This window comes from Candidatus Palauibacter irciniicola, assembly GCF_965208695.1.
Taxonomy (GTDB): domain Bacteria; phylum Gemmatimonadota; class Gemmatimonadetes; order Palauibacterales; family Palauibacteraceae; genus Palauibacter; species Palauibacter irciniicola.
In genome coordinates this window covers 1,195,661-1,220,433 of record NZ_OZ242352.1, presented here as the reverse complement: position 1 = coordinate 1,220,433, position 24,773 = coordinate 1,195,661, and the positions used below count along the sequence as shown (strand labels likewise).

Annotated in this window: 20 protein-coding genes; 1 reads left to right on the top strand and 19 read right to left on the bottom strand. The window is 70.0% G+C overall.

Translation table 11 applies throughout. The annotated features are described in order from the left end of the window. Positions 1 to 22: 22 nt before the first annotated feature. The 10 genes from ACOGI9_RS05050 to ACOGI9_RS05005 form a co-directional block, all read right to left on the bottom strand. Entirely contained in the window at positions 23 to 1,585 is a 1,563-nt protein-coding gene (locus tag ACOGI9_RS05050; RefSeq protein WP_419858794.1) for an acyl-CoA mutase large subunit family protein, read from the bottom strand. Then, positions 1,582 to 2,085, bottom strand: coding sequence for a biotin/lipoyl-containing protein (locus ACOGI9_RS05045; RefSeq protein ID WP_419858793.1), 504 nt, complete (start codon positions 2,083 to 2,085; stop codon positions 1,582 to 1,584). Before ACOGI9_RS05045 ends, ACOGI9_RS05050 begins: the two co-directional genes overlap by 4 nt. A gap of 7 nt (positions 2,086 to 2,092) precedes the next feature. Continuing rightward, complete coding sequence (locus ACOGI9_RS05040) at positions 2,093 to 3,583, bottom strand: acetyl-CoA carboxylase biotin carboxylase subunit (RefSeq protein ID WP_419858792.1); 1,491 nt, start codon at positions 3,581 to 3,583, stop codon at positions 2,093 to 2,095. Positions 3,584 to 3,599: 16 nt separating this feature from the next. Then, on the bottom strand, positions 3,600 to 5,141 hold the full coding sequence (locus ACOGI9_RS05035; RefSeq protein ID WP_419859239.1) for an acyl-CoA carboxylase subunit beta: 1,542 nt from the start codon (positions 5,139 to 5,141) through the stop codon (positions 3,600 to 3,602). A gap of 2 nt (positions 5,142 to 5,143) precedes the next feature. After that, a complete protein-coding gene (locus ACOGI9_RS05030; RefSeq protein ID WP_419858791.1) occupies positions 5,144 to 7,000 on the bottom strand; it encodes an ABC transporter substrate-binding protein in 1,857 nt (618 codons plus the stop codon). Positions 7,001 to 7,058: 58 nt separating this feature from the next. Then, positions 7,059 to 8,930, bottom strand: coding sequence for a 30S ribosomal protein S1 (locus tag ACOGI9_RS05025; RefSeq protein ID WP_419858790.1), 1,872 nt, complete (start codon positions 8,928 to 8,930; stop codon positions 7,059 to 7,061). 208 nt (positions 8,931 to 9,138) lie between these two features. Next, positions 9,139 to 11,109 (bottom strand): 3-phosphoshikimate 1-carboxyvinyltransferase, encoded by a 1,971-nt coding sequence (gene aroA / locus ACOGI9_RS05020; RefSeq protein ID WP_419859238.1) that lies wholly within the window; start codon positions 11,107 to 11,109, stop codon positions 9,139 to 9,141. A gap of 5 nt (positions 11,110 to 11,114) precedes the next feature. Beyond that, complete coding sequence (gene rnz, locus ACOGI9_RS05015) at positions 11,115 to 12,053, bottom strand: ribonuclease Z (protein WP_419859237.1); 939 nt, start codon at positions 12,051 to 12,053, stop codon at positions 11,115 to 11,117. Next, the gene (locus tag ACOGI9_RS05010) at positions 12,041 to 12,499 is read right to left on the bottom strand and encodes a hypothetical protein (RefSeq protein WP_419859314.1); all 459 of its coding nucleotides are present in this window, start codon (positions 12,497 to 12,499) and stop codon (positions 12,041 to 12,043) included. Before ACOGI9_RS05010 ends, rnz begins: the two co-directional genes overlap by 13 nt. After that, positions 12,496 to 13,635 carry a thiamine pyrophosphate-dependent dehydrogenase E1 component subunit alpha gene (locus ACOGI9_RS05005; RefSeq protein ID WP_419858789.1) on the bottom strand — a complete coding sequence of 380 codons (1,140 nt, stop codon included), beginning with the start codon at positions 13,633 to 13,635 and terminating at the stop codon, positions 12,496 to 12,498. Before ACOGI9_RS05005 ends, ACOGI9_RS05010 begins: the two co-directional genes overlap by 4 nt. Positions 13,636 to 13,839: 204 nt before the next feature. Between ACOGI9_RS05005 and ACOGI9_RS05000 the strand changes: the two genes are divergently transcribed. Beyond that, positions 13,840 to 14,643 (top strand): DUF4159 domain-containing protein, encoded by an 804-nt coding sequence (locus tag ACOGI9_RS05000; RefSeq protein WP_419858788.1) that lies wholly within the window; start codon positions 13,840 to 13,842, stop codon positions 14,641 to 14,643. Between the two features lie 33 nt (positions 14,644 to 14,676). On the opposite strand, the gene ACOGI9_RS04995 is transcribed toward ACOGI9_RS05000, so the two are convergent. The 9 genes from ACOGI9_RS04995 to ACOGI9_RS04955 form a co-directional block, all read right to left on the bottom strand. Next, positions 14,677 to 14,970, bottom strand: coding sequence for a cytochrome C oxidase subunit IV family protein (locus ACOGI9_RS04995; RefSeq protein ID WP_419858787.1), 294 nt, complete (start codon positions 14,968 to 14,970; stop codon positions 14,677 to 14,679). A 7-nt stretch (positions 14,971 to 14,977) separates the two neighbouring features. Beyond that, complete coding sequence (locus ACOGI9_RS04990) at positions 14,978 to 15,547, bottom strand: cytochrome c oxidase subunit 3 (protein WP_419858786.1); 570 nt, start codon at positions 15,545 to 15,547, stop codon at positions 14,978 to 14,980. Continuing rightward, positions 15,547 to 17,385, bottom strand: a complete 1,839-nt coding sequence (gene ctaD / locus ACOGI9_RS04985; protein WP_419858785.1) for a cytochrome c oxidase subunit I — start codon at positions 17,383 to 17,385, stop codon at positions 15,547 to 15,549. Before ctaD ends, ACOGI9_RS04990 begins: the two co-directional genes overlap by 1 nt. A 4-nt stretch (positions 17,386 to 17,389) precedes the next feature. Then, on the bottom strand, positions 17,390 to 18,394 hold the full coding sequence (gene coxB / locus ACOGI9_RS04980) for a cytochrome c oxidase subunit II (protein ID WP_419858784.1): 1,005 nt from the start codon (positions 18,392 to 18,394) through the stop codon (positions 17,390 to 17,392). Positions 18,395 to 18,515: 121 nt separating this feature from the next. Beyond that, positions 18,516 to 19,547 (bottom strand): protein-methionine-sulfoxide reductase catalytic subunit MsrP, encoded by a 1,032-nt coding sequence (gene msrP, locus ACOGI9_RS04975; RefSeq protein WP_419858783.1) that lies wholly within the window; start codon positions 19,545 to 19,547, stop codon positions 18,516 to 18,518. Positions 19,548 to 19,684: 137 nt separating this feature from the next. Continuing rightward, entirely contained in the window at positions 19,685 to 21,274 is a 1,590-nt protein-coding gene (purH, locus tag ACOGI9_RS04970; RefSeq protein WP_419858782.1) for a bifunctional phosphoribosylaminoimidazolecarboxamide formyltransferase/IMP cyclohydrolase, read from the bottom strand. 6 nt (positions 21,275 to 21,280) lie between these two features. Further along, on the bottom strand, positions 21,281 to 21,949 hold the full coding sequence (gene purN / locus ACOGI9_RS04965) for a phosphoribosylglycinamide formyltransferase (RefSeq protein WP_419858781.1): 669 nt from the start codon (positions 21,947 to 21,949) through the stop codon (positions 21,281 to 21,283). Next, positions 21,942 to 23,318 (bottom strand): L-seryl-tRNA(Sec) selenium transferase, encoded by a 1,377-nt coding sequence (selA, locus tag ACOGI9_RS04960; protein WP_419858780.1) that lies wholly within the window; start codon positions 23,316 to 23,318, stop codon positions 21,942 to 21,944. The genes purN and selA overlap by 8 nt, the downstream gene beginning before the upstream one ends. Continuing rightward, a complete protein-coding gene (locus ACOGI9_RS04955; protein ID WP_419858779.1) occupies positions 23,315 to 24,727 on the bottom strand; it encodes an Ig-like domain-containing protein in 1,413 nt (470 codons plus the stop codon). The genes selA and ACOGI9_RS04955 overlap by 4 nt, the downstream gene beginning before the upstream one ends. Positions 24,728 to 24,773: the final 46 nt, after the last annotated feature.

The following is a 24,773-nucleotide window of genomic DNA, read 5'->3' as shown; positions in this document are numbered from 1 at the left end:
GTCTGCCGCGGGCTGCCAGTTGCTAGCCGGGGCGGTATTCCCCCCACACGTCGCGCAGCGCGTGGCTGATCTCGCCCAGAGTCGCGCGGCGCCGGACGGCGTCGATCAGTACGGGCAGGAGGTTAGCATCTCCGGCCGCCGCGCGCCGGATCTCCGCCAGCGACGCTTCCACCTCCGCGCCGTCCCTCTCCGTCCTCAGCCGCGCAAGCCGCCGGCGCTGTTCATCCGCCAGGCGGGCGAAATCCGGCGCCGTCGGCATCTCGACCGGTTCGGCATCCGCGTGCACGTTCACGCCGACGACCTCGAGTTCACGGCTCTCGACCGCCTCCTGGTGCCGGCGGGCGGCGAGGTGGATCTCCTCTCGCATGTAGTCGATCGCCTGCACGGGGCCGCCGAGTTCCTCCACGCGCGCGAGGTACTCCGCGGCGTGCGCCTCGAGGTCGTCCGTGAGCGACTCCACGAACCAGGAGCCTCCCAGGGGATCGACGGTGTCTCCGACGCCCGTCTCGGCGGCCAGGACCTGTTGCGTGCGGAGCGCGAGGCGGGCGGCGTCCGCTCCGGGGAGCGACAACGCTTCGTCGTAGCTGTTCGTGTGCAGCGACTGCGTGCCCCCGAGGACGGCGGAGAGCGCCTGAATCGCGACGCGCACCACGTTGTTCAGCGGCTGCTGGGCCGTCAGCGCGGCGCCGGACGTCTGGGTGTGGAACTTCAGCCGGCAGCTCTCTTCCGCGGCTCCGAAACGGTCCCGCATGAGTCGCGCCCACATGCGGCGGGCCGCACGGAACTTGGCCACCTCCTCGAAGAACAGCCGGTCGGCCGAGAAGAAGAAGCTGAGCCCGGGGGCGAAGTCGTCGATCTTCAGCCCCCGCTCGATGGCGCGGCGCACGTATTCGAGCCCGTTGGCGATCGTGAAGGCCAGCTCCTGGGCCGCCGTCGCGCCGGCCTCGCGGATGTGGTACCCGCTGATGGAAATCGAGCGCCAGCGCGGCATGTCCCGGGCGCAGAAGTCGAACACGTCCGTCACGAACCGAACGCTCGGCTCCACCGGGTAGATGTACGTCCCCCGCGCGATGAACTCCTTCAATACATCGTTCTGGACCGTGCCCCGGAGGACCGCCGGGTCGATCCCCCGCTCCTGGGCTACGCCCGCGTACATCGCGAGGAGCACGGGCGCGGTGGCGTTGATCGTCATGGCCGTCGACACGCGCTCGAGCGGGATCTCCTCGAACAGGCGGTGCATGTCCTCGATCGAATCGATCGCCACTCCGACCCGCCCGACCTCCCCCCGCACCCTGGCGTCGTCGGAGTCGTACCCCATCTGGGTCGGAAGGTCGAAGGCGACGGAAAGGCCCGTCTGTCCCGACTCCAGCAGATAGCGGAAACGCGCGTTCGTCGCCGCGGCCGTGCCGAAGCCGGCGTACTGGCGCATCGTCCACAGCCGGCCCCGGTACATCGTGGGGTACACGCCGCGCGTGTAGGGGAACTCGCCGGGCAGCGCCGGATCCGGGCTCGCGGCGACCGCGTGGTAGACCGGGTCGATTTCGATGCCGCTCGTCGTGGAAAAGACCGGACGCCGCTCGCTCACGACGTCTTCGCCTCGAGCGTTACGAGCACCTGATCGCGGTCCACGACGTCGCCGGGGCGAACCGCGACCCCGGCCACCGTTCCCGGTTCCCGGGCGCGCAATTCGTTCTCCATCTTCATGGCTTCGATCACGACCAGTCCATCGCCCGCGTCCACGCGCTGCCCGGCTTCCGCGAGGACGCGCGTGATCAGCCCCGGCATCGGGGCGCGCAACTCCCGCGGTCCCGGCTCCCCCGCGCTCCGGTCGGCCAGCGCTCGGAGGGTCCGGGTGCGCTCATCCTCGACCGTGACATCGAACGTCCGGCCGCGCACGGTCACCCGCCACCCCCCGGGCGAGCGGCGCGCGAGCACGCGATGGTTCGCGCCGTCCAGCGTGAGGTGGACCTCGCCCTCCGCCAGCCACTCGACCCCGGCTTCCCGCTCCGCACCGTTGAGGCGCAGCCCGGAGGCCAGCCGTTCGACCTCGAAGCTCCCGCCGTCCACCTCGACGTGGTACTTCATGACGGCCTCACCACTCCCGGCCCGCCCGCACCCAGGCCGACATCCCGTTCCCTCCGTCGCGGGCGCGCCGTGCACCGCCGGAAACGACCCGCGGCCGGTCCCGATCCTCGAGGAGCACGGCGGCCGCCATCGCCACATCCCGCAGTCCGGGATCCGCGGTCTCTCCGAGTCCGGGGTGTTCCTCCACGTACCGGATGGAGAGGTCGTTCATCCGGTAGTCGGGTTCGTCCATCACCGCGAGGTGCCACGGGACGGTCGTTTCGACGCCGCCGATGACGAGCCCTTCGAGCGCGGACCGCATGCGCCGGATCGCCGCCTCCCGATCCGAGGCGTGGACGACGAGCTTGCCGAGCAGCGAGTCGTAGTGCGGGCCGACTTCCGACCCGTTGCGGATCCCGCCGTCCCACCGCACCCCGGGCCCCGTCGGGACTTCGAGGCGGTCGATGCGACCGGTCGACGGCACGAACGCGGCGCCGGGATCCTCCGCGTTGATCCGGCATTCGATCGCGTGCCCGCGCGCCGCGGGCGGCTCGCCGCCGCCGAGCAGCGGGAGCCCACGGGCAACGCGCAGTTGCTGCCGAACGAGGTCGACGCCGGTAACCAGCTCCGTCACGGGGTGCTCGACCTGAATCCGGGTGTTCATCTCGAGGAAGAAGAACTCCCCTCCCTCGACCAGGAACTCTACCGTCCCCGCGCTCCGGTAGCCGACTGCCTCGGCGGCCCGCACGGCGACCTCCGCCATCCGGCGCCGCAGGGCGTCGTCGATCGCGGTGGACGGCGCCTCCTCGATCAGTTTCTGGTGTCGCCGCTGGATGGAACACTCACGCTCGCCGAGGTCCACCGTCCGCTCATCATCGGCGAGCACCTGGATCTCGATGTGCCGGGGGGCACGCAGGAAGCGCTCCGCGAACACGCGTCCGTCGCCGAAGGCGGCCTGCGCTTCCCGCGTCGCCCGCCCGAACGCTCCGGCCATCTCCTCTGCTTCGGAGACGACGTGCATGCCCTTGCCGCCCCCTCCCGCCGCCGCCTTCAGGAGGACGGGGAATCCGATCCTCTTCGCCTCGCGGACGGCCTCCCGCGACGAAGCGAGCGGGTCGCTGCCCGGGATGACGGGGACCCCGGCCGCCACCATTCGCGCCCGGGCCCGCGTCTTGTCGCCCATGATCTCGATCGCGTCCGCGGGCGGTCCGACATACACGAGTCCGGCGGCCTCGACGGCGCGCGCGAAGCCCGCGTTCTCGGCCAGAAAGCCGTACCCCGGGTGAACCGCGCCCGCCCCCGCCTCCCGTGCGGCGGCGAGGAGGCGGTCGATCGACAGGTAGCTCTCCGCGGCGGCGGCCCCGCCGATCCGGATCGCCCCGCCCGCGAGCAGCACGTGCGGGGCCCGGCGGTCCGCGTCGGAGTAGACCGCGACCGTCCCGAGGCCCTCCTCGTGGCAGGCGCGGATGATCCGAACCGCGATCTCGCCGCGGTTCGCGATCAGAACCTTGTCGAACATCGGGCCTCGGCGGGGATCACAACGGGATGTTGCCGTGCTTCCTGGGCGGGTTGCGGTCGCGCTTCTCGCCCATGGCCTCGAGTCCCGACACGAGGCGTGCGCGCGTCTCGCGAGGATCGATCACATCGTCGATGAACCCGCGCTCGGCAGCCAGCCAGGGGTTGGCGAACTTCGCGCGGTACTCCGCTTCGAGTTCGGCCGTGCGCGCCTCGGGGTCGTCGGCCGCGGCGATCTCGCGCCGGTACAGGACCTCCACCGCACCCTTCGCGCCCATCACCGCGATCTCCGCGCTGGGCCAGGCGAGGTTGAGGTCGCCACGGATGTGCTTCGACGACATGACGTCATACGCGCCGCCGTATGCCTTGCGCGTGATGACGGTGAGCTTCGGCACGGTCGCCTCGCAGTAGGCGAAGAGGAGCTTCGCGCCGTTTCGGATGATGCCCTCGTGCTCTTCCCTCAGCCCCGGGAGAAAGCCGGGCACGTCCTCGAAGGTCACCAGCGGAACGTTGAACGCATCGCAGAAGCGCACGAAACGCGCGGCCTTGATACTCGCGTCGCTGTCCAGGACGCCGGCGAGGACCGCGGGCTGGTTGCCGATGACACCCACCGCGTTCCCGCCGAGCCGGGCGAAGCCGGTGATGATGTTGCGGGCGTAGTCCTCGTGGACTTCCATCAGGCTTCCGGCGTCCACGACCCGGCGGATGATGTCCAGCATGTCGTAGGGAAGCTTCGGGTCGTCCGGTACGATCTCGAGAAGCGCCTCGTCGGCCCGGTCCGGCGGGTCCGTCGTCTCCCGCCACGGCGGCGTCTCCTGGTTGTTCGAAGGCAGATAGGACAGGAGGCGCCGCACGGCGCCGAGCGCCTCGACCTCGGTCCCCGAACGGAAGTGCGCCACGCCCGACCGGCTCGCGTGCACGGCCGCGCCGCCGAGTTCGTCGAAGGTCACGTCCTCGTGCGTCACCGTCTTCACGACGCCGGGGCCCGTGATGAACATGTGGCTCACCCCGTCCACCATGAACACGAAGTCCGTGATGGCGGGGCTGTAGACCGCCCCTCCGGAACAGGGCCCCAGGATCGCGCTCAGTTGCGGGATCACCCCCGAGGCCAGGGTGTTTCGGAGGAAGATGTCCGCGTAACCGCCGAGAGAGGCGACCCCTTCCTGAATCCGTGCGCCGCCGGAGTCGTTGATCCCGATGAAGGGGGCGCCGTTCCTCGTAGCGAGGTCCAGTACCTTCACGATCTTGCCGGCGTGCGCTTCCGACAGCGACCCCCCGAAGACGGTGAAGTCCTGGCTGAACACGTAGACGATTCGTCCGTCGATGCGGCCGTAGCCCGTGATGACCCCGTCGCCGGGAATGCGCCGGTCTCCCAGCCCGAAGTCCGTGCAGCGGTGTTCGACGAAGCGGTCGAACTCCACGAAACTCCCCTCGTCGAGCAGGATCTCGAGGCGCTCCCGGGCCCCCAGCTTGCCGCGCGCGTGCTGGCGGGCGAGCCGGTCCGGGTCTCCGCGGGCGGCGCGTTCGGAGCGGGCCTCGAGTTCGGCCAGCTTTTCGCGCATGCTCACCGGACGCCCGTCGCTCCCACCCGGCGCCGCGACTCGGTGCGCAGGGTGTCGACGCGAAGCGAGTCGCGCGGCGCAAAGGGAGACGGCGCCGCTCGGACCTCCGCGAGCCACGTGAGCAGTTCCTCCCGGTCCGCCTCCACGGGCGAACCGTCTACCAGCATGCGGACCTCCGTGGAACGCCGCACGATGGACCGGCCGGCTTCGGGACGCAGGCGACCCGTCACGCCTTCGATTTCCGGCCCCGACTCGAGGTATGCGGCGAGCGCGGCCGGAATCGGCAGTCTCGCACCGTCGAGCGCGGAGAGCACGAGGAGCGTCGCATCGTGCGCCAGAGCCGGCATAATGTTGTCCCGCAACGTCTTTCGGTATCGTCTCTCATAATCCGCTACAAATCGCCGCCACGGCGTGCCCGGGCTGACGCGATCCGTGGCGAGACCGATCACCCGATGGTCCGTCGCGAAGCGTTCGAGACGACGGAGCGCGGCCGGCTCGGCCCACGCCTCGCTCCCGATCACGATCACGTTGTACAGCCCGTAGTAAAAGAGCTGAGGCGCGACCGCGAGGACGCCGGACGCGGACGCCGCCGGCGCGAAGACGACGTCCGGCTCCGAGGCCGCGATGGCCTCGATGGGCCCCTGAAAGGTCGTGAGTCCGGGATCGTAGCGTTCGTGCCCGACGAGCAGGCCGTCGTACTCGCGGACCGTTCGCGTGAACGCGGTCACGGCGTCCCCGAGTCCGACCCCGTCCGGCTCGAGCACGGCGACCCGCGGGAGCCGCAGTTCCTCCATTGTCCAGCGCGCCAGCTCCTCCGCCACATCCGAGGCCCGAGTACCGGCGTCGTACAGGGTGTAGCTCGCCGGCGCGGGTCTCAGCACTTCCGTCGCCGTGGGGCTGACGATCGGCAGCCTCGGATTCAGGCGGGCCCGGGAAGCCGCCGCGAAAGACTCGGCGCGGAGGGGACCCACGATCGCGACCACATCCCGCCCTTCGAGCGACCGCACGAGGTCCGCCGCGTTCTCCGGATCCGATGCGTCGTCGAGGAAGATGAGTTCGACATCGAAGCCGGCCGGGCGCTCGACGCGGTACCGCTCGACCGCGAGTTCGATCCCCTCACGCAGCACCTGGCCCACCTCCGATAGGTCGCCGGTGAGCGGAAGGATCGCCCCGATGCGCGCGCCGCCGCTGCCGAGATCCGTTTCCGCCCCGGCGATCATGTCCGCCGTGACCCGCTCGGGTTCGGCGGGTTGCCCCTCCAGGATGCGAGCGGCAAGACGTCTCGCCTCGTCGCCCTCCCCTTCGATGACGAGAAGGCGGGCGAGTTGTGCATGAACGACTGCGGCCCCCGCGGTCTCCGGCGGAAAGGCCTCCGCCAGCGGGCGCAGTTCCCCGACCGTGAGGGTGGAGGTCAACCGGCGGAGACCCTCGGCGCCGACCGTTTCGAGCCCTCCGGGCGTGGAGAGGATCGCGGCGACCGCCTCGGGCTCGCGGCTCGTGTCGCCGAGGACCCGCACCAGCCGCTCCAGAATGGCCGTCTCCAGGGGGGCGGCGGGCGCCCGCGCGAGGAGCGCGCCATAGCGATCCGCCGCGGCGCCCGGGAGCTCTTGCGCCTCCAGCGCCCGGCCCGCCACGGAGAGGGCCCGGTCCGCGAGGGCGCGGAGGGGCTCGACCTGACGCCACGCGGCGTCGAGCGAATCCCCGCGCGCCGCGGCCTCGGCGAATCGCCCCTGCTCGTAATCCGCCTCGGCGAGGCGAAGCGCGGCGGCCGCTCCTTCCGCGTCGACCGCGCTCGGTGCCGAGGTCTCGATGGGTGGGTTGCCGGCGATGAACGCACAGCCCGCGGCTGCGAGCAGCACGACGCCGCAGCCAAGGGCTACGCGCCTCCGCGCCGCTCTTCGCCGCTCGTGGAAGGGGCTACTCCCCTGCCTCACCACCGGAATCGGACTGCTCCCCTTCGTCCGTGTCATCCGCCGCGGAACCGGACTTCGCGGCCGCCATGTTCTCGTACTCCACCTCCTCGGCGTCGTACGGCACATCGGGCGCGTCCACGACGGCGAGGACGATGCGACGGTTGATCGGATCCGTCTCGAGTACGCGCAGGTCCAGCCGATGCCCCTCGTCGAAGTGGTCGGCGGGCTCGGCGATCGCCGCTTCCACACCGAGTTGCGAGATCGGCACGAACCCCTCGAGATCGCTCCCGAGGTCCACGACGACGCCCTTCTCGAGCAACCGCGTGATCGAGCCCGCCACTTCCCGTCCCGGCTGGTACGTCTGCGCGAGCTGGTACCACGGGTCTTCCTGCACCTGCTTCAAACCGAGGGAGATCCGCTTCTGGTCGGGATCGATCGAGAGCACGACGACATCGACCTCCTCCCCCTTGCGGAGCACCTCCGCCGGATGCTGCACCCGCCGCGTCCAGCTCATGTCGGAGATATGGACGAGGCCGTCGATGCCCGCCTCGACCTCCACGAAGGCGCCGAAGGACGTGAGGTTGCGGACGAGTCCGCGGATCTTCGTCCCCGGCGGGTATTGCGCCGGGAGCGCCAGCCACGGGTCCTCCTCCACCTGCTTCATTCCGAGCGAGATCTTCTGCGCCTCCTCATCGACGCGCAGCACGACGCATTCGACCTTGTCGTTGATGCCGACCAGCTGGGAGGGATGGCGGACGTTGCGGGTCCACGACATCTCGGAGATGTGGACGAGACCCTCGATCCCGCGCTCGAGTTCGATGAAGGCGCCGTAGTTCGTGATCGAAACGACCCGGCCCAGCACGCGTATTCCGACCGGGTATTTCTCGGCCACGTTCTTCCAGGGATACTCCTGAAGCTGCTTGAGGCCGAGCGAGATTCTCTCCCGGTCCCAGTCGATGTCGAGGATCTTGATCTCGAGCGACTGGCCGATCTCGCAGACTTCCGAGGGATGGCCGATCCGTCCCCAGGACATGTCGGTGATGTGGAGGAGGCCGTCCATGCCGCCGAGGTCGATGAAAGCGCCGAAGTCCGTGATGTTCTTGACGATCCCCGGGCGCACGTCGCCCACCGACAGCTCCTTCTTCAGCTCCTCGCGCTTCCCCGCCCGCTCCTCTTCGAGAAGGACGCGACGGCTCACCACGATGTTCCGCCGGCGCTTGTTGAGCTTGAGGATCTTGAAGTCGTACTCGTCGCCCAGAAGGTCGTCGACGTTGGGCACGCGGCGAAGCGCGATCTGCGATCCGGGGAGGAAAGCGTCGACCCCCATGAGGTCGACCGTCACGCCCCCCTTGATCTTCCGCTTGATGCGCCCCTGCACGGGACGGTCGTTGTCGAAGGCGTCCTTGATCTTCTCCCAGACGCGGAGGAAGTCCGCCTTCTTCTTCGACAGGACGACGACGCCTTCCTCATCCTCGAGGCTCTCGAGGAGGACATCGACGGAGTCGCCCAGCTGAACTTCGTCCGGATCCGAGAACTCTTCGAGGGGGACGGCCCCTTCGGACTTGAAGCCGACATCGAGGATGATGTCCGTCTCGGTCTTTCCGATGACCTGCGCGGAGACGATCTCGCCTTCCGTGATGCGGCTGAGCGTGTCCTCGTAGAGGGCGTAGAGCTCGGCGTATTCCGCCTGGTCGTGCTGCGAGTCGTCCCGGGGATCGGCGTCGAGATCCAGGTCGATGGCACTCGGCTCGAAGGCGGCCGGTGCCGCGACCTCCGTATTTTCTGGAGTGGAGTCGTCGACTTCCGTCGACGCATCCGTCGCCTCGGGGATGTCGGTCTCGGGGACGTCGGTCTGAGGGTTCGTGTCGTCGGGCATAGGGAATCAAGCTCCCGCGCGGGGCCAACCGTGCCTCCCGCCGGGCCTCGTGGCAAAAAAGAATCGACCTCAACCGAGCTTCACCATCTCCGCCCAGCCGCCGGCCGATCCCCTGGTGTCGGGTTTCCACAGGATCCGGGGCGAAGCGCCACTTTTTCCGCACCGGTCCTCGAACAGTACGCCAACTTAGATTCAGGCCGCAAAAGCGTCAACGGAAAGCGGCGGCCGCAAGTTCAAGGATCGCATCCACGACCTGGTCCGGGGACATGGCGGTCGTATCGATCTCGATGGCGTCGGGAGCTCGCCGCAACGGAGAGAGTGGACGCGAACGATCCAGCCGGTCGCGCGCCTCGAGACGCCGGGTCTCGCGCTCGACGTCCTCGTCGGTAAAAGGGGTGCCGCGCTGGCGCAATCGACGGCGCGACCGCTCGCCGGCTTCCGCCACGAGGAAGATCTTCAGATCCGCCCCGGGGAAGACCGCCGTGCCGATGTCGCGTCCGTCGCAGACGATCTCGTGCCGGCGGCCCGCCCGGCGCAGCCGCTCCAGCACGACATCCCGAACCGCCGGAAGCGTGGAAACAGCGGACACCCGCGCGGTCACCTCGGGCGATTCGAGGCCCGGGCCGGGCCGGGTCCCCTCCACGGACACATCGAATCCCTCGCGCGCGGGGACGAAATCGACGTCCAGCCCGGGCACGGCGGCCTCGAGCGCCGGCCCATCCCCGGCGATGCCCCTGTCGAGGGCCCACCAGGTGATCGCCCGGTAGAGCAATCCGGAGTTCACATGCACGAAGCCGAGTCGCCGCGCCACGCTGCGGGCCGTGCTGCTCTTGCCGGAGGCGGCGGGACCGTCCACCGCGATGACTCGCCCCGCCGGAGCGGAACCCCGCCGGCGCCCCCCCCGGCGGAACGGCTCGATCGCCTCCCAGAAGTCGGGATACGAGATGTCCGCGCACGCGCGGTCGTCGATCCCCAGGTCGGCATCGCCCGCCGCGTCGAGGACGCCGAACGCCATGGCGATCCGGTGGTCGCCGCGCGTCTCGACGTCGCCGCGCAACCGGCCGGTGCGGCCCCGGATCGTGAGACCGTCCGGCCTTTCCTCCACGGCGACCCCGAGCTTCCCGAGGGTCCGGGCCAGTACCGCAAGGCGGTCGCTCTCCTTCACGCGCAGTTCGGCGGCATCGCGGATCTCGGAACGGCCCCGCGCGCGGGCGGCGAGGACGGCGAGGAGCGGAATCTCGTCGATCACCCGCGGGACCACGTCGCCGCCGATCGAGAACGCCCGCAGGCCGTCGGGAGGCTGGACGGTCCACGTCTCCAGGGGTTCGCCCGCCTCGGCCGGCGCGGGGTCCCGGTCGACCCGCGCCCCCATCTCCTCGAGCACGGAGAGAAAACCGATCCGCCCGGGGTTGGCCGCCACGGCTTCCACCCTCACCGTGCGGCCGCCGAGCAGCGACGCCCCGATGAGGAAGGCGGCCGACGAAGGGTCGCCGGGCACCGTCATGCGGAGACCGTCGAGCCGGCCATCCCAGCCGGACGGGTCGAAGCGCACCTCTCCCGCTCCCATCCGCTCCGGATCGAACGCGAGCGGCACGCCCATTCCCGCCAGCATGCGTTCGGTGTGGTCACGGGAGAGGGCGGGCTCGCTGACCTCGACCCGCACGCGGGCCAGCACGCCGGCCAGCAGCACGGCCGACTTGACCTGGGCGCTGGCGACGCGGCCGCGGTGTCGGAGCGTCCGCAAGGTCCCCGTCGCTCGCCCGCGGAGCCGCACGGGAAGCCGCCCCGGCTCCCCGTCGTACTCGATCCGCGCCCCCATGGCCTGCAGCGGATAGATGACGCGGCGCATGGGGCGGCTGCGAAGCGACGGATCGCCATCCAGGACCGCCGCGACGCCGGAACCCGCCAGGATCCCGGCGAGCAGGCGCGCCGTCGTCCCGCTGTTCCCGCAGTCGAGCCGCGGAGCCGGGCCGGGGTCGAGGCCACCGCCCGCGCAACGGATCGTGAGACCGCGCGCTTCCTCCGTGCACTCCACCGCGGCGCCGAGCCGCTGCATCGCCCGCACGCTGGCCCGCACGTCGACGCCGTCCGAAAGCCCGCGGACGACGGATGCCGACGAGGCGAGGGGCGCGATGAGCGCGGCGCGGTGGGAGATCGACTTGTCCCCGGGTACGCGCACGCGGATCAAGGGTCGGGATCCCCCGCGTCCGCGTCATCGAAGGAGACCTCGGTGGACCATCCGTCGCGCGCGAGTTCCGCCCCGGGGAAGACGGCCCGCGCCTCCTCGAGCAGTTGCGCCGGCCGCTCGGCGTAGCGCGCGCTGACGTGCGTCAGCGCGAGCCGCCGCACGCCCGCCTTGCGCGCGACCCGGGCCGCGTCCGCGGCGGTGGAGTGGCCGGTATCCCGCGCCCGACCCCGTTCCTCCTCCGTGAACGTGGCCTCGTGCACGAGGAGGTCGGCGCCGCGCGAGATCCGGACCGTTTCGGGACAGGGGCGCGTATCCCCCGTGTACACGACCTTCCTGCCCGGCCGCGGAGGACCCACGAGTTCCGCGGGGCGCACGCGGCGGCCGTCCTCGAGGTCCACGCTCTCGCCGCGGTGGAGGCGGCCGAAGAGCGGGCCTTCCGGGACGCCCAGTTCGCGGGCGGCCGCCACATCGAACCTCCCGGGGCGATCATCCTCGATGAGGGCGTATCCGAGCGAGCGCCGCGTGTGCTCGGTCGCGAACGCCTCTACTCGGAAGCCCTCCCCTTCGACCGCCTCGCCCGCCCGGAGTTCGTGCACCCTCGCATCGAACGCCAGGCGGTCCCCTCCCAGATCCCGGAGCGCGCGGAGCGTCTCGCCCGCGCCGCATGGCGCCCAGATCCGGAGCGCCTCCTCGCGCCCCTGGAGGCTCATCGTGCGGAGCAGGCCCGGCAACCCGAGGTAGTGGTCGGAGTGGAGGTGCGTGATGAGGATGTCTCCGAGGGAAAAACCCACCCCGTAGCGCATCATCTGCCGCTGCGTCCCCTCGCCGCAGTCGAGGAGAAACAACCGCCCCTCACGCTTCAGCGCGAGCGACGAAACGTTCCGCGACACCGTCGGCCGCGACGAAGCCGTTCCGAGAAACGTCAGTCGGAGGATGGCGCGACTCCTTCGGGCGCGCCGACGCGCGCGATCAGTTCCGCGTCCGACATCCCGGAGAGCGTGGCCCCGTTCAACTCCACCGCGGGACGACGCGCGCTGATGCAGCGCAGGCGAAGGCCTGTGGTACCCGCCGCGCTCCCCCCCTCCGCCCAGACCGGCCCCATGCCCTGGGCGAGCCAGATCGCTCCGCTCTCGTCGACGACCCGGCGTTCGGTCGCCGTGAGGGGTCGTCCCGCCTCCCACAACGCGCGGAAGGCCTCGTCATCGAGATCCGGCAGGGCCAGCCCGGCGGGGAGCGCCGCCCGCCGGTCCGCCACCTCCGGGTCGTCGCAAACGAAGTAGCCGAGACCGAGGCCGGACGGCGCCCGGGCCGCGTCGTACAACGTCCACGAGGCGCCATCGATCCGGCCCGACCGCCGCGGGCGGGCGCCGCCGCCGGTCATGCCGGCCCCCCGCCGTACACGCCCCGCGTCACCGTCTCGGCGCGGGGAGCGGCGGTCTCGCGGCTCGCCAGCGCCTCGCTTGCGGCCTGTTCGATCTCCGCCTCCACTTCCCGCTCCACCGATGCGAGCTTGCGGAGGTTCCGCTCTCGCAGGTTTCCGGTGCCGGCGACTCCCAGGTCGACCCCCGCCAGGTACTCCTCATAGAGGCCGATCGGATCGCGCCGCCCCCAGTACTGAAACAACTCGCGCGAAAAGGTGGCCCGGGCCTCGCGCACGTCGTGCGTCGCGTGCCCTCCCATGCGGAACGTGCGCGCCTCGATGAGTTGCGGGCCCTGCCCCCGCCGGCAGCGTTCGGCCGCCACCCGCGTGGCCGCATAGACCTCGAGTACATGGTTCCCGTCCACAGATTCGGAGGGAATCCCGTACGCCGCGCCCCAGTCCGAGAAGTCGGACGGCACGTGGTGCTGGTCCAGCCGCGTCCCCAGCGCCACCTGGTTGTTCTGGATGATGAAGACGATCGGCAGCCTGAGCGATGCGGCGAAGGCGAACGCCTCGTGCGCCTCTCCGTGTTTCGTCGCACCGTCCCCGACCCAGGTCAGCGCCACCCGCGGTTCTCCGCGGATCCGGAAAGCGAGGGCGAACCCGTTCATGACCGTCGACAGCGTCGCGACCATGCTGATGGGCGGACAGACGCCGTAGCGCAGGTCTCCGAGGTGCAGATCCCGCCCCCCCGCGGGGGCGTCCGCCGTGCCGAGGTAGGTGCGAAACACCTCGGCCATCGGCATGCCCATCTCGTGGTTCGCGCCCTGATTGCGGATCATCGGCCCCACGATGTCTCCGTCGGAACCGCGACGGTCGAGCGCGTTCACGGCCCCCACGGTCACGGCTTCCTCGCCGGTCCCGAGCCACGCCTTCGAGATCACGCCCTGTTTCACCCACCTCGTGAGGGCGATGTCGCCGAGGCGGAAGCGGAGGAGTCCGCGGTACAGCGCGATGTGCGCGTCGGGAGGCAACGCGGCGATTTCCCGCGCGCGGGCGTCGTCCGCCCGGATGCGCGACCTGTACTCCTCCAGGAGTTCGGGGTCCGGCTGCCAGGAGACGTACTCAGGGGGGTCGTAGGCCGAGTATCGACGCATCGTCCAGGTCCTCGTGGTCCGGCAGGCCGGAAAGCGGCCCGTCGCGCGCACATCCTAAGCCTTCGCCACGGGGTGCGCGAACCGATAAGCTACGTACCCATCGTCGACCCGCGCCCGTGGCCGGATCGGCGGGAAGACGGGTGAGACACGGTGCGGCGAGCGCGCCGCTCCACGCCACCGAGGCGCCACGATGAACGCAGGCAAATGAAGCCCTGCCGACGCTGCAAGTGCAACGTGCCGGACGCGACGCGAATCTGTCCGCACTGCCGGGCCACGCAGCGGCGCGGCGACCGCACGCCGCAGATGGTCCTCGGGTTCGTCACGGTCGCCGCCGCCGCGCTGGCCGCGCTCGGGTCCTGTCCGAGCCTCGCCGGCCAGCCGCCCGGCGGGTCGGAGCGGATGGAACCGCCGACGATCGCGCGCCTGCGCTACGACGGGGGGGGCGACTGGTACGCGAATCCCTCGAGCCTAGACAACCTCCTCGAGCAGGTCCGGCTCCGGACCGGGATCCCGGTGGCCGACCGGCCCGCGGAAGTGGGCGCCGCGGATCCCGACCTCGCCGACCATCCGTTCCTGTACGCGACGGGACACGGCAACATGTCCTTCACCGCGCTCGAGATCGAACGCCTGCGGGCCTACCTGTACGGGGGCGGCTTCCTGCACGTGGATGACAACTACGGCCTGGACGAGTCCTTTCGCCGGGAGATCGCCCGCCTCTTCCCGGACCTGCCGCTCGCCGAGGTGCCGCTCGAACACAGCATCTACCGGATCTTCTACGAGATGCCGGACGGCCTGCCCAAGATTCACGAGCACGACGGGAATCCCGCCCAGGGGTTCGGCATCTTCCTCGATGGCCGCCTCGCGGTCTACTACAGCTTCGAGTCCGACCTGGGGGACGGCTGGGAGGACGAGGGCGTGCACGGGGACGCGCCCGAGGTGCGGGAGTCCGCGATCAGGATGGGCGTGAACCTCTTCCTCTACGCACTCTCCGCGACCCCGTCAGGCTGATACCGGCCGCTGCCCCGACGCCAGGTCCGGTGGTCAGGCGCCGAACTTGCCGTAGATCGCCATCAGTGCGACCACGATGGCCGTGGCAATGAACGCCCCCCAGGCGAAGATCGCGTTGAGGACGGGGCCATCGGACTTCAGGTGCATGAAGAACATCGCGACGAGCGCGAACTTCGCCGCCATCATCACGAGCAGGATCGGGATGAGGACCGGAGCGAGCGCCTCGATGTAGAACACCATCACCTCGAGCGCCGTCAGTGCGGCGAGGATCACCGCGACGGCGACGTAGAGGCGCGTGCTCGGGTGCGATTCGGCGGAATGGCTCACGTGTGCCTCACACCAGCAGGTAGATGAGGGTGAAGAGGATAATCCACACGATGTCCACGAAGTGCCAGTAGAGTCCGGCGATCTCCACCGTCTCCGCATGGCGGGCGTCGAGCTTCCCCTGCACCGTCCTCACGAGGAGCGTGCTCAGCCAGATCACGCCTCCGGCGACGTGGGCGCCGTGCGTCCCGGTGAGGACGAAGAAGGTCGATGAGAACAGGTTCCGCGACAGCGGCAGCCCCTCGTGGACGAAGTGGCTGAACTCGTAGTACTGGCCGCCGAGGAAGATGAGGCCGAACAGCGCCGTCAGGCCGAGCCACAGCTTCGTCGCCCGCAGATCGTTCCTCTGCACCGCCGCGAGCGCGAGCACCATCATGAGGCTGCTCATCAGGAGCACGAAGGTCGTGACGGTGATGAACGGGATGTTCAGCAGATCGTGCGGATAGGGCGGCACCAGGTTCCGGCCGCGATAGATCATGTACGTGGCGATCAGGGTGCCGAAGAGCATGCATTCGGACCCGATGAAGGTCCACATCGCGAGCTTGCGGTTCGGGATGCCCGTCGAGGTCGGCCCCTCCATCAGTGCGCCTCGTCGCCGAACGCGGGCTCGAAGGCCCACGCGAAGAGCCCCACCGCCGTCACGAGCAGGCCGAAGAGCGTCAGCCCCAGCGACCCGAGCCCGCCGATCGTCATGAGGAGCATCCCCACGGCGAGCACGAGCGGCCAGTACGACGGATTCGGCATCACGACGGGCGCCGGCGGCTCCTCCGGCTGCCGCCGCGGCATGGCGCCCCCGGGCTCATCCCCCTCCCCGCGCGATTCCGGCTCGATGTAGGGATGCCAGAGCGGGTCCCGCCGGTCGACGACCGGGATCTCGGCGAAGTTGTAGTGCGGCGGCGGGGAGGCCATCGTCCACTCGAGCGTCGACGCGTCCCACGGGTTGTGTCCCGCCGCCTCCCCGCGCCGCCACGTGCGCCACAGGTTCCAGACCAGCGGCACGAAGGAGAGGGTGAAGATGAAGGCCCCGATGGTCGAGATCAGGTTGAACGCATCCAGACCCAGACCCTCCGGGTACGTATAGGTCCGCCTGGGCATCCCCAGCAGCCCGGAGAAGTGCATCGGGAAGAAGGTCACGTTCAGCGCGAGGAAGGAGAGCCAGAAGTGGGCCTTCCCGAGGCCCTCGTGCAGCATCCGCCCCGTCGCCTTCGGGAACCAGTAGTAGAAGCCGCAGAAGAGGCCGAACACGGTCCCGCCGATGAGCACGTAGTGGAAGTGCGCCACCACGAAGTACGTGTCCGTCTGCTGCAGGTCGGCCGGCGGCGAACTGTGCATGACGCCGCTCAGCCCGCCGATCGTGAACGTCGCCACGAGCCCGGCCGCGAAGAGCATCGCCGTTCGGAAGCGTAAACGACCTCCCCACATCGTCGCGATCCAGTTGAAGATCTTGATCCCGGTGGGGATCGCGATGAGCATCGTCGCCCCGCCGAAGACCGCGTTCACCACCGGCCCGAGTCCGACCGAGAACATGTGGTGGACCCAGACGCCGAACCCGAGGAAGGCGATGAGGACGCCCGAGAACACGACGACGGGATACCCGAACAGGATCTTCCGCGAGAACGTCGGGATCACGTCGGACACGATGCCGAAGGCCGGCAGGATGAGGATGTAGACCTCGGGGTGCCCGAAGACCCAGAACAGGTGCTGCCAGAGGACGGGGTCCGCGCCCGCCGCCGCATCGAAGAAGTGCGTTCCGAAACTGCGGTCGAAGAGCATGAAGATCAGGCCGACCGTGAAGGGCGGGAAGGCGAGCAGGATGAGCGCGGAGACGATGAGCGCCATCCAGGTGAAGAGCGGCATCCGCATGAACGTCATCCCCGGCGCCCTCATGTTGAGGATCGTGACGAGGAAGTTCAGCCCGCCCGCGATCGACCCCACGCCGGAAATCAGGAGGGCGAGGACGTAAAAGTCGATGCCCGGACCCGGCGAATACTCGGGGTTCGTCAGCGGCATGTACGCGAACCAGCCTCCGTCCGGCATCACCCGGAGGGGGACGCTCGAGTACAGGAAGAGGCCGCCGAAGAGGAAGACCCAGAAGGAGAACGCGTTCAGGCGCGGGAAGGCGACGTCGCGCGCCCCGATCTGCAGGGGCACGACGAAGTTGAAGAAGGCGACGACGAGGGGCATGCCGGCGAAGAACACCATCGTCGTGCCGTGCATCGTGAACAGCTGGTTGTACAGGTCCGGATCGAGGAAGCTGCGCTCCGGGGCGGCGAGCTGGAGCCGGATGAGCTGTCCCTCGACGCCCGCGATGAGGAGGAAGACGAACCCGACCACGAAGTACATGATCGCGATCCGCTTGTGATCGACCGTCGTCAGCCAGCTCCGGATCCCCGTGGAATACCCGCCGGTCATGGCCATGGCGCTAGCGGAGCGACCCGAGGTAGGCGACGAGTTGCCGAACCTGCGCGTCGCTCAGTTCCACCTCGGGCATCAGGTTCCCGGGCTTCACGTGCTGGGTGGAGTCCAGCCAGCGCGCCAGGTTCGCGGGGGTGTTCTCCAACACGCCCGAAGCGATCGTGAGCCGGCTCCCGAAGTGCGTGAGATCGGGTCCGAACTGTCCGGTCGCCTGCGTCCCCCTCACCGCGTGACAGCTCACGCACGCGTTCGCCATGAACACGCCCTGCCCCGCCCGCGCCTCCGCGTCGCCGGGGGTCGACGCGGGCGCCGCGTTCGCCCGGACCCAGCGCTCGAAGTCGTCGGGTTCGTCGACGATCAGGCGCATTCCCATGAGCGCGTGCGCCGTGCCGCAGAACTCCGCGCACTGCCCGTGGTACACGCCGACCGAATCCGGCCGGAACCAGAGCTGGTTCTCGATCCCCGGGACGAGGTCCCGCTTTCCGGCCAGGCGCGGAATCCAGAACGAATGCAGGACGTCGGCGGAGCGGAGCCTGAGGTCAACGGTGCGGCCCAGCGGGACGTGCGCCTCGTTCGCCGTCACGATCCCGAGTTCCGGATAGCGGAATTCCCACCACCACTGCTTGCCGATGACCTCGACGACGAGCGCCTCCGGATCCGGCGTCGACCGGTCGATGATGAAGATGGCGCGGATGGTCGGAATCGCGATGGCCACGAGGATGAGCGCCGGTGCCAGCGTCCAGCCCACTTCGAGGAGGAGGTGGCCATGGACCTGCTTCGGCCGCGTGTCGCCCGGGCGCTCGCGAAAGCGCACGAAGACGTAGACGAGGATGCCCTCCACCACGACGAACACGCCGACCGCCCACCAGAAGATCTGGTCGAAGAGCCGGTCGAGAATCGTGGCGGAATCTGAACTGGGGTGCAGTGCGGATTGCGGATATTCTCCGCCGCAACCCTGGCTGATCAGAACCCCCAGAAAAAGCACGAGCGCTGCGATCGCGCGTCGTCTCAAGGGCTTATCTATATGCGTTTCGGGGAAAGTCTCGAATACAGGGCCGACTCCGCCTCGACGGAGCCCGCGGGACACTATCCGAGGACGGCGGGCGGGTCAAGGAGCGCCGCCCGCCGGAGGGTCAGCGGGCGTGCGGCACGTCTCCGACCGGCGTCACTCGGCCGCCGTAGAGCTCCGCCACCCACTCGCCGTATCCGTTGAACGGGAGCGTCGGAACCCGTTGTCCGGTGCCGACGATTTCCTCCTGGGCCTGGGACCAGCGGGGGTGCGGCACGTCCGGGTCCACGTTCGAATAGAAGCCGTACTCGGACGGCTGCAGGTCGTTCCAGAAGGTCATCGGCATCTCGTCGGTGACATCGATGCGGACGATGCTCTTCGGGCTCTTGTACCCGTACTTCCAGGGCACATGGATGCGGACCGGCGCGCCGTTCTGCTTCTGCAGCGGATGGCCGTACATGCCCGTCACGACGAACGAGAGTTCGTTCATCGCCTCGTCCATGCGAAGCCCTTCGTAGTAGGGCCACTTGTACCAGCTCTGCGTCTTCTGGCCGAAGGCCTGCTCGGGACGGTCGAAGGTCACGAAGCCGACGTAGCGGGCATCGTTCCGCGGCTGTACGCGCTCCAGCAGCCGGGCGAGCGGGAAGCCGATCCAGGGCACGACGACGGACCACCGCTCCACGCAGCGGTGCCGGTAGATCCGTTCCTCGAGCGGGAAGGCGCGTTCCAGTTCCACGAGATCGTAGACGCCCGGGTTCTCGACGAGGCCCGTGACCTCCAGTTCCCACGGGCGGGCCTCGAACGGGCCGACGTTGCGCCACACCCCGTCCTTGTCCGTGCCGAACTCGTAGAAGTTGTTGTACGTGGCCACGATCTCCTCGGGCGAAACTTCCTTGTGGCGGTCGCCCGGCGTGAAGCGCGGATCGTTCACGGCCACGGGATAGAGATCCGCGGTCGGGGTGTCCGGGATGTTGTCGAGGGGGCCGCGCTGCTGGGCTTCCGCCGCCCCGCCCGGCCGGCATGCGAGCGAGGCGGCGGCAAGGACCGCGCCCCCGCCCATGCGGGCCACGAACTGCCGCCGGTCGAGGTACACCGACTCCGGCGTCGCTTCGCTCTCCCTGAGCCGCCATCCGGGCGGAATATGGATGTTCGCCATTGGACTCTCCCTTACGTTCGGCCTCCGGCCTTCGCCGGCGGCCTCACCTGCCGCGTTACATGCTCCAGTATAACCGCTCCGGCGCCGCGTGTTTCGCAACCCTTCCCCCGCCGCGGGCGCTGCCCGCACGGCGGACGCTAGTGCCGGAAGAGCCGCCGTCCGGTGAAGACCATCGCCATGCCGTGCTCGTTCGCGGCCTCGATGACCTCCGCATCGCGCTTCGATCCGCCCGGCTGCGCGATCGCCGTCACCCCGGCGGCCGCCGCCGCATCGACGCCGTCGCGGAAGGGGAAGAACGCGTCCGACCCGAGGACGGCGCCCGCCACGTCGAACCCCTGTGCCCGGGCCTTGCGGATCGAGATCTCCACCGAGTCGACGCGGCTCATCTGCCCCGCGCCGATCCCGATCGACGCCCCATCGCGCGCGAGCAGGATCGCGTTCGACTTCACGCTCTGCACCGCGGACCAGGCGAACGAGAGATCGTCCCATTCCGCGTCGCTCGGGGCCCGCGCCGTGGGGACGCGCGCCTCCGGATTCACGTCACGTGCCGGTCGCGGGGCCGCCTGCATCAGAACCCCGCCGCGCACGCCGCGCACTTCGACCCCCTCCCGCAGATGGCCGCCCGCATCCAGCGCGGCGCCCGCCTCGGGCTTCAGAATCCGGATGTTCTTCTTCGCCCGCAGGAGACCGAGCGCATCCTCCGAGTAGCCCGGCGCTACGACGCACTCCACGAAGTTCCGCGAGAGGGCTTCCGCGACGGGCTCCGTGAGCGGGTCCGTGAAGGCGATGACCGAGCCGAACGCCGAAACGGGATCGCACGCGAGCGCCTTCTCGTACGCCTCCAGGGGGGATGCGCCGACGGCGAGACCGCACGGCGTCGAGTGCTTGAGGATCGCGCAGGCGGCGCGTTCCCCGGACACGAAGGGCGCGATCGCCGTGAGGGCCCCGTCCACGTCGAGAATATTGTTGAACGAGAGTTCCCGGCCGTGGAGTTGGGTGAGCGCGGGAATCCCCCGCGGCGGACCGGATCCGTCGCGGAAGAAGGCGGCCTGCTGGTCCGGGTTCTCCCCGTACCGGAGCGGCTGCACGCGGATGAGCGGGATGACGGTCTCCCCCGCCGGGAGGTCGGGCGAACCCTCCGCACCGTCCGGCCGGGTCAGGTAGCGCGTGATCGCCGCATCGTAGGCCGCGGTGTGCCCGAACACCTTCACCGCCAGCTCCCGCCTCAGCTCCGCCGTTTCCGGCGCGTCCGCGGCATCGATGGCCTCGAGCACGCGCCCGTAGTCGGCCGGATCGCAGACCGACCAGACGGACGGATGGTTCTTCGCCGATGCCCGGAGCATCGTCGGACCGCCGATGTCGATCTGCTCCAGCGCTTCCCGAAGCGTGACGTCGCCGCCGGCCACGGTCTCGCGGAAGGGGTACAGGTTCACCGCCACGAGATCGATGGGAACCATCCCGTGCGCGGCGAGTTGATCCAGGTCGTCCGCCACCTCGCGCCGCGCCAGGATCCCCCCGTGCACCCTCGGGTGGAGCGTCTTCACCCGGCCGTCGAGCATCTCCGGATGGCCGGTCAGGTCGCTCACGCCGCGGACCTCCAGCCCCGCCTCCCGCAGGGCCCGCATCGTCCCTCCCGTCGACGCGATCTCCCAGCCCCTGGCGATCAGGCCCGCACAGAATTCCTCGATCCCCGTCTTGTCCGAAACGCTCACGAGCGCAGTCGGCATCCCCACTCATCCTTCCCGGTTGGTGAACGTCTCTGTATCGAACCACTCGCGAACCCAGCGGACCCGACGGTCCGCGTCCAGCCGCACCGCCCCAGACGCCAGCGCTTCAACGGCCGCGGGCAGGATCCGGTGCTCCACCGTCAGCACGCGGGCCGCGACGGACTCCGGAGTATCGCCCGCGAGCACGGGTACCGGCCACTGGCACAGGATCGGTCCCCGGTCGTACGCCTCGTCGACGAAGTGGACGGTCGCTCCGGTGACGCGGACGCCGGCCTCGATGACCGCCCGGTGCACGCGGGCGCCGTACATGCCCCGGCCTCCGAACGAAGGCAGCAGCGCGGGATGGATGTTCAGAATCCGCCCCCACCAGGCCCGCACGACGGTCTCGGGCACCAACTTCATGTAGCCGGCCAGGACCACGAGGTCGCTTCGCCATTCGTCAAGCGTGCGGCGGAGGAACATCTCCATCTCGTCACCCGTCGCTGACGGCGGTGAGACCGCCGATGCCACGCCTGCCCGGCGCGCCCGCTCCAGGACGCCCGCTCCCTCGCGGCTGGCGATCACGCCGACGATCTCGCGATCGGGAACGTCCGCGGGCTGGAAGCGGTCGACGAGCGCCTGGAAGTTGGAACCACCCCCCGACGCGAGGACCGCGATCCGAACGGCGTCAGGCATCGGCGAGGCGGTCGAGCGCCGAGGCGAGGACTTCCGCGGCGCGGGCCGCTTCCTCGCCCGGCAGCGTCCGCACGTCCACGATGAACGCCGCACGCTCGATGCGGCCGATGAGCGGGACCGGGCCGGCGCGGCACTCCGCCGCCAGCCGCTCGACATCGATCCCCGTCACGGCCCAGCCCGCCGAAGGAATCGCGAACCCGGGAAAGGCACCCCCTCCGACCATGGCCTCGGTCCGGACCACGTCCACGCCCGCGCCGCTTCGCCGCGGAGGATCGGGGCGCGCGGCGGCCGCGCGGGCTTCGACGGCCTCCGCCGGCTCGCGCAGCATCCGCAGGGCCGGTACGCGCCGGACGGCGAGGTCCGGATCGCGGTACAGCATCAGCGTGGCTTCGAGGGCGGCGAGCGTGGTCTTGTCCACCCGGAACGCCCGCAGCAGGGGATTCCGGCGCAACCGCCCGATCAACGCCGCGTCGCCCGCGATGATTCCGGCCTGCGGACCCCCGAGGAGCTTATCGCCGCTCCAGGTCGCGAGGTCGACGCCCGCGGCCAGCGACCCGCGGGCGGTCGGCCCCTCCGGGAATCCCGGCAGGAGCTCCGCATCGAGCAACCCGGAGCCGAGGTCGTGTGCCAGAGGGATGCCCCGCTCCCGCGCGAGGGACACCAACGCCGCGAGAGGAGGGCGGGCCGCAAAGCCTTCGACCCGGTAGTTGGAGGGGTGGACCCGCAGGATGAGTCCGGTCGATTCGTCGATGGCGGCGGCGTAGTCGGACACGCTCGTCCGGTTCGTCGTGCCGACCTCCCTCAACCGGCCGCCGCTCCGTTTCACGACATCGGGGATCCTGAACGTACCTCCGATTTCGACCAGTTCTCCGCGCGACACGAGCACCTCGCGGCCCCGCGCCAGCTCGTTCACGACCAGCGCCACGGCCGCCGCATTGTTGTTCGCGATGATCGCCGCGCCCGCACCCGTCAGTTCGCAGACGACTTCGCCGCAGTGGTCGTATCGCGAGCCGCGCCGGCCCGTCGCGAGGGAGAGTTCCACGTTCCCGTATCCGCCGGCCTCCGCCTGGGCGCGACCCGCCTCGTCGGCGAGCGGTGCTCGGCCGAGGTTCGTGTGGAGCACGACGCCGGTTCCGTTCAGCGCCCGCCGCAGGGAGGGCCGGGATCTGGCCTCCAGGTCGCGTGATGCGGCCCGAAGGACATCGACCGGACCGGACGCCTCCGGGCCGGCCTCCGCTCGAATGCGGTCCAGGGCCCGGCGGAGCGAGTCCTTCACCGTTTCGCGGCCATAGCGGTCGATCCAGGCGGGGACCTGGGACGCCTTGAGAAGCGCGTCCATGGAGGGGAGCCGGCGGCGCGGATCCGTCATGTGCGCCTTCGGGCCGTGTCCGGCGGCGCTCCGACCGTGTCCGGCGGCACCGCGACGGTGTCCGGTGGCGCTCCGACCGTGTCCGGCGGCGCCCCGGCCGTGTCCGGCGGGACTCCCGGGAGGTCGAGAGTCTCGGGTGCCGGCGGCACCGAATCCTGCTCCACCGCGACGGAATCGCCCTCGACAGCCGTCGAGTCCGCCACCGCAGCCGCCGAGTCCACCGCAGCCGTGTCCGCCGCGGCGGCCGAGTCGCCGGACGGGGGTTCCGGCTCGGCCACAAAGGTCGTATCGCCGCCTCCCGCGAGACGGCGCAGGTTCACCACGCCCGTGACCGAAACCCGGTATGTCCCGGAGTCGAGCGCCGCCGCGAGCCGTACGGTGATGAACCTCGACGGAAGCACGGGATCCTCTTCCCCGGTCGAGTCGGAGACCGCGGCACCGGCGGAATCCGGGCTCGGCGCTTCGACCGCCGCGGAGTCGCCGACCGCCGCCGAATCGGCTACGGCCGCAGAGTCCGCCGCCGCGACGGAATCCGCCAGCGCCGCGGAGTCGAGCGGGAACGTCACCTCGTCGGCCGAGCCGATGAGGCTGCCCACGATCTCCAGCGTTTCGTTCGTCGCCGAGTCCCGAATCGCGATGCCGGGCGCCTCCGGTTGAGGATTGAGGAGGTAGTCATCGAATTCGAGCTGCACGGTCTCGTTTCCCACGACAAGCGCGCGAGCCAGCAGCGGCGGCGTGGTATCCGGCGCCACGACGACAAACCTTAATTCCGTCGGCGTCTCCGGCGATGCCGCCACCGACGCGCTGTCGTAGGACTCCAGCTCGCGATCGGGAATCATGTTGCGATTGCGGTCGACGAACCCGAAGGCCTGATACTCGCCCGATGGCAACCCGCGCGCCGTGAACCTTCCGACGCTGTCCGAGATCGCGCCGTACGGGATGGAATCCGTTCCGGCCCAGAAGATGACCCGCGCCTCCTCCAGCGGCTGCCCCGTGAGTGCGTCGATGATTTCTCCCTCGACGCTGGTGTCCGGGATCTCCCCTCCCGTGGAGAAGCAGAACTCGACCGGTTCTTCCATCCCGTTGCGCAGGAGGTCGTTGATCCCATCCGTCGGAATCGTGAAGCAGTAGGCGACGCTGTCCCGCCACCCGTCCTCCGGCCGGAGACGCAGGTCGGCGAATCCCGTCTGTGCCTCGTACGTTTCCATCGGGCTGACGAACATCTCCCTGGCAAGACCGTTCGGTATCCGCACGGGCTCGCTGAAACGGATTTCGAGGGCGCCGTCGAAGTCGACGACCGTCGAATCCGGCGCGGGACGGATGCGGACGATGGAGGGCGGGACTTCGTCGGGCCGCGCACCCGGCGGAGGCATCTCCCTCGCGCACCCCAGCATGATGAGGACGGCCATCGCCGCCGAGAGCAGCCGCCCATCGCCGACGAGGGCGACCAGCCGC